Genomic DNA, 12,391 nt, shown 5'->3' with positions numbered 1-12,391 from the left:
AGGTCGGTCAGAGGTACGGGCGCTGTTTGCGTTTGACGTCGGCGTAGGTTTCGCGCGCCGCTCGGGTCGAGTCCAGGTCGGACACCTCGCTGACCGGCACGTCCCACCACGCCGATCCGGGCGGGTTGGGGCCGAGCAGGTCGGTTTCGACGTGCACGACGGTGGTCGTGGAGTTCGCCTTGGCCTGTTTCACCGCGGCCCGGAACTCGTCCACAGTGGACGCGCGGAGCACCGTCGCGCCGAGACTGGCGGCGTTGGCGGCGAGATCGACGGGCAGTACGCCGCCCTCGAGCAGGCCGTTGTCGGCACGGTACCGGTAGGAAGTGCCGAATCGTTGCGAGCCAAGGGATTCCGACAACGATCCGATCGAGGCGAACCCGTGGTTCTGCACGAGCACGATGATCACCTTGAGCCCTTCGGCGACCATCGTGACGATTTCCTGCGCCATCATCAGGTACGAGCCGTCGCCGACGAGCACGACCACTTCCCGGTCGGGCGCGGCCATTTTCGCGCCGACGCCCGCGGCGACCTCGTAGCCCATGCACGAGTAGGCGTATTCGACGTGGTAGGCCTTCGGATCGCGGGCGCGCCAGAGCATCTGCAGGTCGCCCGGCATCGAGCCGGCGGCGTTGATGACCACGTCGCGGTCGTCCAGTTCGCTGTTGAGCGCGCCGAGGATCTCGGTCTGCGCGGGAAGCGGCTGATGCCCGACGGCGAAGCAGGCGTCCGCGGTGCGGTTCCACTCGTCGGCCAGCAGCCGCGCCCGCGTCCGGTACGCGTCGTCGACCTGCCATCCGGCGAGGGCTTCGTGCAGGGCGGCGATGCCGCGTTTCGCGTCCGCCAGCACCATTTCCGCGGAATGCTTCGCGGCGTCGAGGCGCGCGACGTTGAGGTTCACGAACTTCACGCCCGGATTGCCGAACACGGTGTGGGACGCGGTGGTGAAATCGCTGTAGCGGGTGCCGATGCCCAGCACGACGTCGGCTTCCGCGGCGAGCGCGTTGGCGGCGGACGTGCCGGTGGAGCCGATGCCGCCGACCGCGCTCGGATGGTCCCACGGGACCGCGCCCTTGCCCGCGTGCGTGTCGGCGACGGGAATCCCCGTGGAGGCGGCGAACGCGCGGAGTTCTTCCCAAGCCTCGGAGTACACGACGCCGCCGCCAGCGACGATCAGCGGGGCCTTCGCGGCGCGCAGCAGGTCCACCGCGCGGCCGAGTGCATCCGGTTCGGGCACCGGGCGGTCGATGTGCCAGACGCGGCGGCGGAAGAACTCCTCGGGCCAGTCGTAGGCTTCGGCTTGGACGTCCTGCGGCAGCGCGAGCGTGACCGCGCCGGTCTCGACCGGGTCGGTCAGCACCCGCATGGCGGCGAGGGCGGCGGAGATCAGCTGTTCGGGCCGGGTGATCCGGTCGAAGTACTTCGACACCGGGCGGAACGCGTCGTTGACCGTGACGTCGCCGCCGCGGGTGTCCTCCAGCTGTTGCAGCACCGGGTCGGGGCCGCGGGTGGCGAACATATCGCTGGGCAGCAGCAGGACGGGGATCCGGTTCGTGGTGGCGAGGGCGGCTCCGGTGATCATGTTCGTCGAGCCGGGGCCGGTGGACGCGGTGCAGGCGAAGGCCTGGAGCCGGTTGCGCATTTTCGCGAACGCGGTCGCGGCGTGGACCTGGCCCTGTTCGTTGCGCGCGAGGTAGTACGGCAGGTCGTCGGAGCCGGTGCGAGCCGCCTGCAGCAGCGCTTGGCCGATCCCGGCGACGTTGCCGTGCCCGAAGATCCCGAAGCAGCCCGGGATCAGCCGGTGTTCGACGCCGTCGCGCTCGGAGTACTGGTTGGCCAGGAACCGCACCAGGGCTTGCGCGGTGGTGAGCCTCATCGTGCGCCTCCGAACGGCAGCCGCGGGTCGACGTCTTGGGATTCCCAGGTTTGGCGGACCCACGCGTGCGCGGGGTCGTCGCAGATCAGCCACGCCCGTTCGGGTCCGGGTCCGGCCATCACGTTGAGGTAGTACAGGTCGTAGCCGGGCGCGGCCATCGACGGGCCGTGCCAGCCGTGCGGGATCAGCACGACGTCGCCGGTGCGGACCTCTTCCAGGACGTCGATCGGGCGGTCGGGAGTGCCGTAGACGCGCTGGTAGCCCATGCCGCCGCCGGCGACCTCGAAGTAGTAGATCTCCTCGAGTTCGCTTTCGCCCTCGCGTGCCTCGTCGTGCTTGTGCGGCGGGTAGGACGACCAGTTCCCGCCCGGCGTGAGCACTTCGCAGACGAGCAGCTGGTCGGCGTCGAAGGTGTGCGGCAGGCAGTAGTTGTTGACCTGGCGGCTGCAGTTCCCCGCGCCGCGCAGTTCCGTCGGCACGCCGTCGGCGGGGCCGTACCGGGCGGGCAGCCGCTTCGAGGTCTTCGCCGAGGGCAGCGCGAACCTGCCTTGGCCGGTGATCGTCGCCTCGGCATCCCTGGGCAGGTAAGCGAAATCGGTGACCGCGTCGAACACGCCGGTGCGCCCGGCCAGCTCGAACGTCTCGCCGTCGACCGACACCGAGCAGCTGCCGGACAGCGGGAGCACGAGCGTTTCCGCGTCGCCGGTGGAGACGGTCTCGGCGCCGTCGAGTTCCAGCACGCGCAGGCCGGAGTAGCCCCATCCGGCCGATTCGGGGGTGATTTCGAGACTGAACCGGTTCACAGCAACCCCACCGCCGTATCGACCGCCTTCGCCACGTCGCCGTCGTGCGGATAGAGCAGCGACCGCCCGACCACCAGACCCTGCACCGTCGGCAGCGCGAGCGCCTGCTGCCAGGACGCGAACGCCGCGTCCGGATCCTTGACCTCGCCGCCGAGCAGCACCGCGGGCAGCGTCGAGGCCGCCAGCACCCGCTCCATCTCGGCCACCACCGGCAGCTTCAGCCAGGTGTAGGCCGACGAGCGGCCGAGCCCGGACGCGATGGTGATCGAGCGGATCACGGCGTCGGGGGAGAGGTCGTTCTTGATCCGGCCGTCGACCCATTCGGACAGGAACGGTTCGACCATCGCGACGAGCTTCCGGTCGGCCAGCGCGTCGATCGCCTTCGCGGTGTTCTCCAGGACGTTCGGCGTCGCCGGGTCGGAGAGGCAGATCCGGGTGAGCGTCTTGCCGCCGTCGAACCGCATGCGCGCGATGGTTTCCGCGTCGTAGCAGGCGAACCGGTCGTCGATCTCGAAGCTCGACCCGGCCAGCCCGGTGCGGTTCATCGACCCGATCACCGTCTTGCCGTCCAGCGCGCCGAGCAGGAGAAGGTCGTCGACGATGTCCGGGGTCGCGAGCACGCCGGTGACGCCGGGGCGTTCCAGCGCGAGGCACAGCCGCTCCAGCAGTTCGCCGCGATCGGCCATCGCCAGCGGATCGGAGCCGACCGCGTTCGCGCCCCGCGCGGGGTGGTCCGCGGCGATGATCATCGTGCGGCCCTTGTCGTTGAACGGCGACTTGGCCCGCACGCGCACGGCAGCGGCCTCGGCGATCGCTTCGGGATCGCGCACGCGTTTGGCGACGATCCGCTCGACCGTATTCATTCTTTTCCTCCGAGCTTGCGCAGTACCTGGTCTTCGGTGGGCATGGCGTCCGAACAGGACAGTTGGCCCGCCACATGCGAGCCGGCCGCGTTCGCGAACCGCATCACCCGCGCGGTGTCCCAACCGGACAGCAGGCCGTGCACCAGCGCGCCGCCGAACGCGTCGCCCGCGCCGAGACCGTTGACGACCTCCACCGGCACCGGCGGCACCTCGACCTCGCCGGTGTCGTCCACCGCGAGCACGCCCTTCGGGCCCTGCTTCACCACGGCGAGCGAGACCCCCTTGTCCCGCAACGCTTTCGCCGCCTCCCGAGGTTCGCGGACGGCGACCGCGGTGTCGCATTCGTCGAGGTTGCCGACCGCGACCGTGACGTGTTCGAGCGCCTTGCCGACCCATTCCCGGGCCTGCTCGCGCGAGTCCCAGAACATCGGCCGGTAGTCGAGGTCCAGCACCGTGATCCCCCTGCGACCACGGGCCTCCAGCGCCGCCAGCGTCGCCGAACGGCTCGGTTCCTGCGACAGCCCGGTCACCGTCACCCAGAACACCTTCGCCGCGCGGATCGCGTCGAAGTCGAGTTCATCGGCGGAAATGTCGAGATCGGGCGCTTTCGGGAAACGGTAGAAGTAGAGCGGGAAATCGTCCGGCGGGAAGATCTCGCAGAACGTCACCGGCGTCGGCAGTTGCGGCGAGGTTCCGACGAACCGGTCGTCCACGCCGTATCCGGCGAGCGCGCGGTGCAGGAACCGGCCGAACGGATCGTCGCCGGTCTTGGTGATCACCGCCGAGGCCCGGCCGTACCGGGCGGCGGCGACCGCGACGTTGGTCGCGCTGCCGCCGAGATACTTGCCGAACGAGGTGACGTCTTCCAGCCCGACGCCGATCTGCTCGGGGTAGACGTCCACCCCGATCCGGCCCATGGTGACGAGGTCGAACCCCGTGGTCATCGTCGCGTCCTCCTGCCTGCCGCGGTGGCTCCGCCCTCTGACAGTGCAGGACCTCGAGGGACTTTGTCAAGACATATGGACATTAGGTCATCGGCACCTGAGTCGGTAGGCTCCCGAGGATGAACGCCAGTCCGGCTTGGGACCCCGCGCGCGAGATCGCGGTGGATCCGGCCAGCCCCGAACCGCTGTACTTCCAGGTCGCGCGCCAGCTGCACGCCGCGATCGAGGACGGCCGCCTGCCGGCGGGCGCGCGGCTGGCGAATGAACTGGACCTCGCGGCCGGGCTGCGGCTGTCCCGGCCCACGGTCCGCCAGGCCATCCAGTCGCTGGTCAACCAGGGATTGCTGGTGCGCAAGCGCGGGGTCGGCACCCAGGTGGTGCGCACGAAGGTCACCCGTCCGCTGCGGCTGAGCAGCCTGTACGACGACCTCGCCGGGCTGGGCGGAACTCCGGAGACGACGGTGCTGTGCAACCGCGTGGAGGACGCCGACGCGGAGGCCGCCGGGCTGCTGGAAGCCCCGGGGCTGACGCGCGTGCGCCGGTTGAAGCGGATCCGCTCGACGGGCGGCGAACCGCTCGCGGTGATGAACAACTACCTCCCGGACGGCCTGATCGACCCGTCGGACGAGGACCTGCGGGAGAAGGGCCTGTATCAGCTGCTGCGCGGGACCGGGCTGCGCCTGCACTCCGCGCAGCAGAACATCGGCGCCCGCCTCGCGACCGCCGAGGACGCCGAACTCCTCGACGAGAAGCCGGGGGCCGCGTTGCTGACCATGCAGCGCACGACCTACGACGAGACGGGCCGGGTCGTCGAGTACGGATGGCATGTGTACCGGGCTTCGCGGTACTCGTTCAACCTCTCCTTGGCGAATTCCTGACGCGACTGTCCATTTCGGACAGTTCCGCGGCCGGGGGCGAAAGCGGTCTTCGCAATACCCCTGGCGAGACAGCGGGATTCATCGCCAACGTGCATGAATCCGCGAAACTATCCACTTGACAAGTTCTGGGTCTGGCGCTGAAGGTTGTCGGCAACACCAGCGGCGCCGGCGCAGGCGCCGCCGAGCCGTTCCCGGCGGAGGCGCTCAATGTCGAACGCGCAAGTCCAGCACCAGACCGATCTCAAGCGGAACGCTTTCGGCGTTCCCGGAATCCTGTTCTTCGTCCTGTCGGCGCAAGCGCCGCTGACGAGCATCGTGGGCGCGGCCGCGCTCGCCGTGGCGCTCGGGGACGGGGCGGGCGCGCCCGGCGCCTATCTCGTCGTCGGCGTCGTGATCGTGCTGTTCGCGGTCGGGTTCACCACGATCACGCGGCACGTGGACACCCGCGGCGGCTTTTTCGCCGTGATCAAGGCGGGGCTCGGCCGTCGCGCGGGCTCCGGCGGATCCGCGCTGGCCCTGTTGTCCTACAACGCGATCCAGATCGCGATGTACGGCCTGTTCGGGGCCAGCCTGTCCGGGCTGCTGTCCCGGCACGCGGGCATTTCCGTGCCGTGGTGGGCCTGTGTCGCGGGCGCGATCGCTGTCGTGTGGTTCCTCGGCTCGCGCAAGATCGAACTCGGCGCCCGCGTGCTCGCCGTGCTCGTGGCGTTCGAATTGCTGCTGTTGGCCGGGTTCGCCGTCGGCGTGGTCGTCACCAAGGGATGGTCCGCTTTGGACGTTCCCGCGAGCTTCGGCCCGAAAGCGGTGCTGGCCGGCGCGCCCGGAGTCGCGATCATGTTCGCGATCGCGTCGATGTTCGGATTCGAATCGACGGCGATCTACTCGGGCGAGGCGAAGGACCCGCGGCGCACCGTGCCCCGCGCGACCTACATCGCGGTCGTCCTGATCGCGGTGTTCCTCGCGTTCCTGACCTGGACGCTGGTCTGCTTCTACGGCGCGGGGCAGGCGCAGGAGGCGGCGCGGACGGCGCTGCAGACCGACCCCGCTTCCTTCGCGGTGACGCCGCTCAACAGCGTGCTGGGGGAGTGGGCGGGGACCGCGGCCGACGTGCTGCTCTCGACGTCGCTGTTCGCCGGGATCCTGTCCTTCCACAACATGATCACGCGCTATTTCCACACCATGGCGGGGCACAGCCTGTTCCCGCCGATCCTGGAGCGCACCAACCGGCACCAGGCCCCGGCCGCGGCCTCGCTGGCGCAGTCGCTGCTGGCCGCGGTGGTGGTGCTGCCGTTCGCGGCGGCCGGGATGGACCCGGTCGGCCAGCTGTTCAGCTGGCTGTCCGGGCTGGCCGTCGCGACGCTCGTGGTGCTGTACACGCTCACCTCGGCGGCGGTCATCGGCTACTTCCGGCGCACCCGCGCCGAACGCAATCTCTGGACCACACTGCTCGCGCCGGCCCTCTCCGCCGTGCTGATGCTCGGAATCCTCAGCCAGGTGGTGCGCAACTTCGGAGTACTCACCGGAGGCAGCGCGACGACCGTGTGGCTGCTGCTGGCCATCGTGCCCGTCGTGTTCGCCGCCGGGCTTCTGCGCTCGCCCCGGACCGTGCCGCGCGGCACCCCCGCCCCGGCCACCGAACCCGCCTGACTTTTTCCCTCTGACCAAGGAAAGGCTTATGTCCACCCAAACTTTGCCCGTGTCGCCGGTCGACGGCGGGAACGCCGCCCCGCATCCGCTGGCTGTGCTCTCCGCGGCCGAACTCGAAGCCGCGCGAAGGATTCTCGAGGAAGCCGGTCTCGTGTCCGCGACGACCCGGTTCTCCTACGTCCTGCTTCGCGAACCGGACAAGCAGGACGTCCTCGCCTGGGACGGGAGGACCCCGCTGCCGCGCGAGGTGGCGGTGCTGGTGACCGAACTGGAACCGCTCGGCCTCAGCACCGTGGTGGTGGACCTGACCGCGGGAGAAGTCGTCTCGCGGACGGTGCTCGACCCGGCCGAGGTGGGCTTCGGCCCGTGCCTGGACGAGGATTACGACCTGGTCGACGAGATCGTCAAGAGCGACGAGCAGTGGCTCGCCGCGGTCGCCAAGCGCGGCGTCGACGATGTCGGCAAGGTCCGGACGGTGCCGCTGTCGGCCGGGGTGTTCGGCTATCCCGACGAGGTCGGCACCCGTGTGTACCGCGTGCTCTCCTTCCATCAGCCGCACCCCGGCGAACCGCCGTGGGCGCATCCGGTCGGCGGGGTGATCGCGCACGTCGACGTGAGCAACCGGCGGGTGCTGCGGGTCGTGGAGACGCACGTCGACCACGTGCCCGAGGAGTCCGGCGATTACTTGCACGACGCCGTCCGCGGCCCCCAGCGCACCGATCTCAAGCCGATCTCCATCACCCAGCCCGAAGGCGTCTCGTTCCAGTACGACGACGGCGTCCTGTCGTGGCAGAACTGGCAGCTGCGGCTCGGGTTCAACGGCCGCGAGGGGCTGACCCTGCACCAGGTGTCCTATGCCGACGGCGGCGTGCGGCGGCCGGTCGTCTACCGGGCTTCGGTCGCGGAGATGGTGGTCAACTACGGCGATCCCGGGCCCGCGCACGGCTGGCAGAACTACTTCGACCTCGGCGAGTACCAGTTCGGGCGGCTCGCGAACTCGCTGGAGCTGGGCTGCGACTGTCTCGGCGAAATCACCTACGCCGACGCCGTCGTGGCCGACGACCACCTGCGCCCGCAGCTCATCCGCAACGCGATCTGCATCCACGAAGAGGACTTCGGCGTGCTGTGGAAGCACAACGACATCTTCACCGGCACCTCGCAGACGCGGCGGCAGCGCCGGCTCGTGGTGTCGTTCTTCGGCACCGTCGGCAACTACGACTACGGGTTCTACTGGTACTTCTACCTCGACGGCACGATCGAGTTCGAAGCCAAGGCCACCGGCATCCCGTTCCCGTCCGGGTACGACGGCTCGGACCCGCACTTCAGTGAGCTCGCGCCCGGCCTCGGCGCCCCGGTGCACCAGCACCTGTTCTCGGTGCGCCTCGACCTGACCGTCGACGGGGTGCGCAACTGCGTGGACGAACTGGACGTCGCACCGGTGGCGATGGGCGAGAACAACCCGTGGGGCAACGCGATCGGCCGCAAGCGCACCCGGCTGCGCACCGAACGCGAAGCCCGCCGGAAGGCGGCGAACCACCTCAACCGGGTGTGGGCGATCTCCAGCGCGGAGCGCACCAACCGGCTGGGCAAGCCGACCTCGTACGTGCTGCACCCGGAAGGCCAGCCGGCGCTGCTGGCCGACGAAAACTCTTCGATCGCCCGCCGGGCGGCATTCGCCCGCGAGCATCTCTGGGTCTCGCGGTACGACCGGGACCAGCTGTGGCCCTCGGGTTACACGGTGAACCAGAACCCCGGCGACGACGGGCTGCCCGCCTACACCGCGCGGGACCGGCCGATCGACGGGGAGGACGTGGTGCTGTGGCACACCTTCGGCCTGACGCATTTCGTGCGCACCGAGGACTGGCCGATCATGCCGGTCGACTACGCCGGGTTCAAGCTCAAGCCGGACGGTTTCTTCGACCGCAACCCGACCCTCGACGTGCCTGACCTCCGCGGGAAATCCGGCTGCTGCGGCACGGCCGGTCATGCCGGGCCGTGAGCTGGCGCTGTGCCGCTGGCTCGCCGTGTTCGCGATGGCCGGTGCGCTCGCCCACGTCGCCGTCGCCGCGCACACGCCCGCTCTGACGGCGGTTTTCGCGGGCATGGCCGTGCTGTGCCTGCCGTGCGCGGCGCATCTGTGGCGCGGCGGCCGGTCCGCGCTGCGGCTGGTCGCGGGCAACGCCGCGGCCATGGTCGCGATCCATCTCGCGGTGGGGACCGGGCACCACTCCGGATCGGCGGCGCTCGCCGTCCTCACCGTCACCGAAGGCGGCATCGCCGCTGGCGCGTGGTACCTCGCGCGCCACTCGCAAAGGAGAACCGCATGACTGACACCGTGACCGCGCTGTTCCTGGACGGCGTCTGGACGAAGGGCGGTGCGCCGGGATTCACCACGCTCAACCCGGCGACGGAGGAACCCCTCGCGGAAATCGCCGCCGCCGACGAGGCCGACGTGGACCGCGCGGTGCGGGCGGCGACGCGGGCGTTGAAGGGGGAGTGGGCGGCGACCCCGCCGTCCCGGAAAGGCCTGCTGCTCTCCCGGCTGGCGGACTTGGTCGAGCAGGAGGCCGAGGGACTCGCGCGGCTGGAGTCGCTCGACATGGGCGCGCCCGCCGGGATCGCGCAGGGCATGTTCGTGCCGAATCTCGTGGCGTCGTTGCGGTACTACGCGGGCTGGGCGGACAAGATCACCGGCGAGTTCGTTCCCACCGACGGCTATTTCGGCGCGCCGACCCACTCCTACACCCGCCGCGAACCGGTCGGCGTGATCGCCGCGATCGTGCCGTGGAACTCGCCGCTCATGATCCTCGGCTGGAAGCTGGCTCCCGCGCTCGCCGCGGGCAACACGGTGATCGTGAAGCCGGCGGAGGACGCGTCGCTGTCCATCCTGCAGCTCGCGGAGCTGTCCGAACGGGCCGGTTTCCCGCCCGGCGTGATCCAGGTGCTGACCGGTCGGGGCTCGGTCACCGGCGAGGCGCTCGCGCGGCATCCGGGCGTGCACAAGGTCAGTTTCACCGGTTCCACCGGCGTCGGGCGGCGCATCCTGCGCAACTCCGCGGACACGTTCAAGCGGACGACCTTGGAGCTGGGCGGCAAATCCCCGCAGCTGGTGTTCGCCGACGCGGACCTGAACGCCGCGGTGGCCGGCCTCGCGGCGGGGATCTTCACCAACCAGGGCCAGGTCTGCGCCGCCGGGACGCGCATCCTCGTGCAGCGGCCCGTGCTGGACGCGGTGCTGGACGGACTGCGGGACGCCGCGGCGGCGCAGGTGCTCGGCGACCCGTTCGACCCGGCGACCACGATGGGCCCGCTGATCAACGGCGCCCAGCGCGAGCGGGTGCTCGGCTATGTCCACAAAGGACGAGGCGAGGGCGCGGCACTCGTCGCCGGGGGAAATTCCCCGGACGGGCCGGGCTTTTTCGTCGCGCCCACGGTCTTCTCCGGCACGAACGACCTGGCGATCGCACGCGAGGAGATCTTCGGCCCGGTCGGCACGGTGATCCCGTTCGACGACGAGGCCGAAGCGGTCGCGATAGCCAACGACAGCGACTACGGGCTCGCGGCCACGGTGTGGACCCGCGACGTCGGGCGCGCGCACACCGTTTCGGCCGCGCTCGAAGCGGGCGCGGTCGGGGTGAACGGCTGGTCGCCGCTGGCCCCTCAGCTCCCGTGGGGCGGGCTGAAGGCGAGCGGGGTCGGCCGCGAACTGGGCTACGAGGGCATTCTCGCCAACACCGAGGCGAAAACCGTGACCATCGTACTGTGAAAGGGGAATCGATGACCGACGAGACCGTGGCGGCTTTGGTCCGCAGGGTCGAGGTGCTCGAAGCCGAGGCGGACATCCGGCGGCTGCAGGCGCGCTACATGTTCCTCTGCGACACGCCGAATCCCGAGTACGGCGTGGCTGACGACGCGAAGAGGATCGAGCTGATCCTTGAGCTTTACACCGAGGACGCGGTGTGGGAAGGCGTCGGCGAGTACTACGACGGCCAGTTCGGCCGCGCCGAGGGCAAACCGGCGATCCGCGAGCACTTCCAGCGGTTCTGGGGCGAGAAACAGGATCCGGCGCTGCTGCTGAACGCGCACTACCTGACTTCGGAGCAGATCCACGTGCACGGCGACACCGCCGACGGACAGTGGATCCACATGCAGCCGTGGCTGTTCTCGGACGGCAAGTCGTTGCTGCGCTCCAGCCGGCTCAACAACGCCTTCCGCAAGGAGCCGGACGGCTGGCGGATCACCCGGACCCGCACCGAAAACGTGTTCGTCGCCCCGCTGCCGGACCGGTTCGCGAGCGACTACCCGTCGACGTCGGTGCTGCTGAAGCCGTGACCGGCCCCTCCTGTCCGGTTCGCCGCGGATTACGCTGAGCCGAGGCAACCGGACGGGAAGGACGCGATGGCAGGGCTGGCATACGGTACGGGACGGCAAGCGCTGCTGGACGCCGCGGTACGGGTCGTAGCGGCGCAGGGCCTGCGCGGGCTGACCTACCGCTCGGTCGCCGCCGAAGCCGGCGTCACCCACGGTTCGGTCCGCTACCACTTCGGCGACTGGCGGACGCTGGTGGAAGAGGCGCTCGCGCACTGCGTCGAGCGCAGCGTCCAGGGTGCGGAGCTGTCGTCGCAGGGCGAGGGCTTCGACGAGTTCGCCTCGGGTCTGGTCTCGCTCGTGACCGCCGATCCGGGGGCACAGGCCTTCCAGTACGAACTGACCATGGAAGCCCGGCGCCGCCCCGAACTGCGCCCGGTCATGGAACGCGCCAACGACTTGTACCGCGACGCGGTGCGCCGCGAACTCGCCGCACACGGCCTCGACGACCCCGACCTGGCCGAACTGGTGTTCCTGGCCCTCGACGGGCTGGTGTTCCATTTGACGGCGTTCGGGGACACGTCGCGCGGCGAACGAGCGGCGGCGAAGCTGCGGGCGTTGCTGCGTGCGTATGCGGGGGCTGTGGCTGAGCGCAGCGTGGAGTAGCCGGGGCTGGCTTGACCATGCGTCAAACCAGCCCCGGCCGGACTGTTCCCGGTACCGGTCAGTCGCGCACGGCCAGTTCGCCGAGTTCGGACCAGCCTTCCTGGTCCACCTTCGCGTGCACGATGCGCGGCGTTTCGGCCAAATAAGGCGGAAGCTCGCGCTGCGCGGTCTTGAAGTGGGCCGAACCGACGTGGGCGGCGCCCGCGTCGTCGTCGCGGAATGCTTCCACCAGCACGTATTCGCTGGCGTCGGCGAGGCTGCGCGACCACTCGTACCAGAGGCAGCCAGGCTCGGCTCGCGTCGCTTCGGTGAACGCGCGGGAGATCTCGGGCCACGCGTCCGCGTGCTCCGGCTTCACCCGGAACTTGGCGGTGATGAAGATCATCGGTCTCCTCGGAGCGGTTTTCCG

The 12,391-nt window shown here is 70.0% G+C and carries 12 protein-coding genes; 7 read left to right on the top strand and 5 right to left on the bottom strand.

Translation table 11 applies throughout. The features are described from left to right. Nucleotides 1–7: 7 nt before the first annotated feature. Genes iolD through iolC form a run of 4 tightly spaced genes read right to left on the bottom strand, consistent with a single transcriptional unit; the run spans nt 8 to nt 4,483 of the window. Nucleotides 8–1,873 carry a 3D-(3,5/4)-trihydroxycyclohexane-1,2-dione acylhydrolase (decyclizing) gene (iolD, locus tag FKO37_RS30490; RefSeq protein ID WP_238606711.1) on the bottom strand — a complete coding sequence of 622 codons (1,866 nt, stop codon included), beginning with the start codon at nt 1,871–1,873 and terminating at the stop codon, nt 8–10. Next, complete coding sequence (gene iolB / locus FKO37_RS30485) at nt 1,870–2,676, bottom strand: 5-deoxy-glucuronate isomerase (protein WP_238606710.1); 807 nt, start codon at nt 2,674–2,676, stop codon at nt 1,870–1,872. Before iolB ends, iolD begins: the two co-directional genes overlap by 4 nt. Continuing rightward, nucleotides 2,673–3,539: a hypothetical protein gene (locus tag FKO37_RS30480; RefSeq protein ID WP_037814461.1), complete on the bottom strand. Its 867-nt coding sequence runs from the start codon at nt 3,537–3,539 to the stop codon at nt 2,673–2,675. Before FKO37_RS30480 ends, iolB begins: the two co-directional genes overlap by 4 nt. Then, on the bottom strand, nt 3,536–4,483 hold the full coding sequence (iolC, locus tag FKO37_RS30475; protein ID WP_238606709.1) for a 5-dehydro-2-deoxygluconokinase: 948 nt from the start codon (nt 4,481–4,483) through the stop codon (nt 3,536–3,538). The genes FKO37_RS30480 and iolC overlap by 4 nt, the downstream gene beginning before the upstream one ends. Nucleotides 4,484–4,602: 119 nt before the next feature. Between iolC and FKO37_RS30470 the strand changes: the two genes are divergently transcribed. The 7 genes from FKO37_RS30470 (at nt 4,603) to FKO37_RS30440 (ending at nt 11,982) form a co-directional block, all read left to right on the top strand. Continuing rightward, nucleotides 4,603–5,361 (top strand): GntR family transcriptional regulator, encoded by a 759-nt coding sequence (locus tag FKO37_RS30470; RefSeq protein ID WP_238606708.1) that lies wholly within the window; start codon nt 4,603–4,605, stop codon nt 5,359–5,361. 207 nt (nt 5,362–5,568) lie between these two features. Beyond that, nucleotides 5,569–7,008, top strand: coding sequence for an APC family permease (locus tag FKO37_RS30465; RefSeq protein WP_238606707.1), 1,440 nt, complete (start codon nt 5,569–5,571; stop codon nt 7,006–7,008). Between the two features lie 28 nt (nt 7,009–7,036). Continuing rightward, on the top strand, nt 7,037–9,007 hold the full coding sequence (locus FKO37_RS30460; RefSeq protein ID WP_238606706.1) for a primary-amine oxidase: 1,971 nt from the start codon (nt 7,037–7,039) through the stop codon (nt 9,005–9,007). Continuing rightward, on the top strand, nt 8,994–9,335 hold the full coding sequence (locus tag FKO37_RS30455) for a hypothetical protein (RefSeq protein ID WP_043827562.1): 342 nt from the start codon (nt 8,994–8,996) through the stop codon (nt 9,333–9,335). Before FKO37_RS30460 ends, FKO37_RS30455 begins: the two co-directional genes overlap by 14 nt. Further along, nucleotides 9,332–10,774, top strand: coding sequence for an aldehyde dehydrogenase (locus FKO37_RS30450; RefSeq protein ID WP_238606705.1), 1,443 nt, complete (start codon nt 9,332–9,334; stop codon nt 10,772–10,774). Before FKO37_RS30455 ends, FKO37_RS30450 begins: the two co-directional genes overlap by 4 nt. 11 nt (nt 10,775–10,785) lie before the next feature. Continuing rightward, on the top strand, nt 10,786–11,340 hold the full coding sequence (locus FKO37_RS30445; RefSeq protein ID WP_238606704.1) for a nuclear transport factor 2 family protein: 555 nt from the start codon (nt 10,786–10,788) through the stop codon (nt 11,338–11,340). Nucleotides 11,341–11,406: 66 nt separating this feature from the next. Then, nucleotides 11,407–11,982 (top strand): TetR/AcrR family transcriptional regulator, encoded by a 576-nt coding sequence (locus FKO37_RS30440; RefSeq protein ID WP_037814450.1) that lies wholly within the window; start codon nt 11,407–11,409, stop codon nt 11,980–11,982. A 58-nt stretch (nt 11,983–12,040) separates the two neighbouring features. On the opposite strand, the gene FKO37_RS30435 is transcribed toward FKO37_RS30440, so the two are convergent. Continuing rightward, nucleotides 12,041–12,367: a putative quinol monooxygenase gene (locus tag FKO37_RS30435; protein ID WP_134731619.1), complete on the bottom strand. Its 327-nt coding sequence runs from the start codon at nt 12,365–12,367 to the stop codon at nt 12,041–12,043. Between the last annotated feature and the right edge of the window lie 24 nt (nt 12,368–12,391).

The sequence above is a fragment of the Amycolatopsis sp. Poz14 genome (assembly GCF_006704225.1).
In the GTDB taxonomy this organism is placed as follows: domain Bacteria; phylum Actinomycetota; class Actinomycetes; order Mycobacteriales; family Pseudonocardiaceae; genus Amycolatopsis; species Amycolatopsis nivea.
Note: the sequence above shows the minus strand (reverse complement) of the source record. Positions and strands in the feature narration are given on the sequence as shown.

Coding starts and splice junctions, on each gene's coding strand:
- FKO37_RS30440 (WP_037814450.1), top strand. CDS start 11,407: ATGGCAGGGCTGGCATACGGTACGGGACGGCAAGCGCTGCTGGACGCC.
- FKO37_RS30465 (WP_238606707.1), top strand. CDS start 5,569: ATGTCGAACGCGCAAGTCCAGCACCAGACCGATCTCAAGCGGAACGCT.
- iolD (WP_238606711.1), bottom strand. CDS start 1,873: ATGAGGCTCACCACCGCGCAAGCCCTGGTGCGGTTCCTGGCCAACCAG.
- FKO37_RS30480 (WP_037814461.1), bottom strand. CDS start 3,539: ATGAATACGGTCGAGCGGATCGTCGCCAAACGCGTGCGCGATCCCGAA.
- FKO37_RS30435 (WP_134731619.1), bottom strand. CDS start 12,367: ATGATCTTCATCACCGCCAAGTTCCGGGTGAAGCCGGAGCACGCGGAC.
- FKO37_RS30455 (WP_043827562.1), top strand. CDS start 8,994: ATGCCGGGCCGTGAGCTGGCGCTGTGCCGCTGGCTCGCCGTGTTCGCG.
- FKO37_RS30460 (WP_238606706.1), top strand. CDS start 7,037: ATGTCCACCCAAACTTTGCCCGTGTCGCCGGTCGACGGCGGGAACGCC.
- FKO37_RS30470 (WP_238606708.1), top strand. CDS start 4,603: ATGAACGCCAGTCCGGCTTGGGACCCCGCGCGCGAGATCGCGGTGGAT.
- FKO37_RS30445 (WP_238606704.1), top strand. CDS start 10,786: ATGACCGACGAGACCGTGGCGGCTTTGGTCCGCAGGGTCGAGGTGCTC.
- FKO37_RS30450 (WP_238606705.1), top strand. CDS start 9,332: ATGACTGACACCGTGACCGCGCTGTTCCTGGACGGCGTCTGGACGAAG.
- iolC (WP_238606709.1), bottom strand. CDS start 4,483: ATGACCACGGGGTTCGACCTCGTCACCATGGGCCGGATCGGGGTGGAC.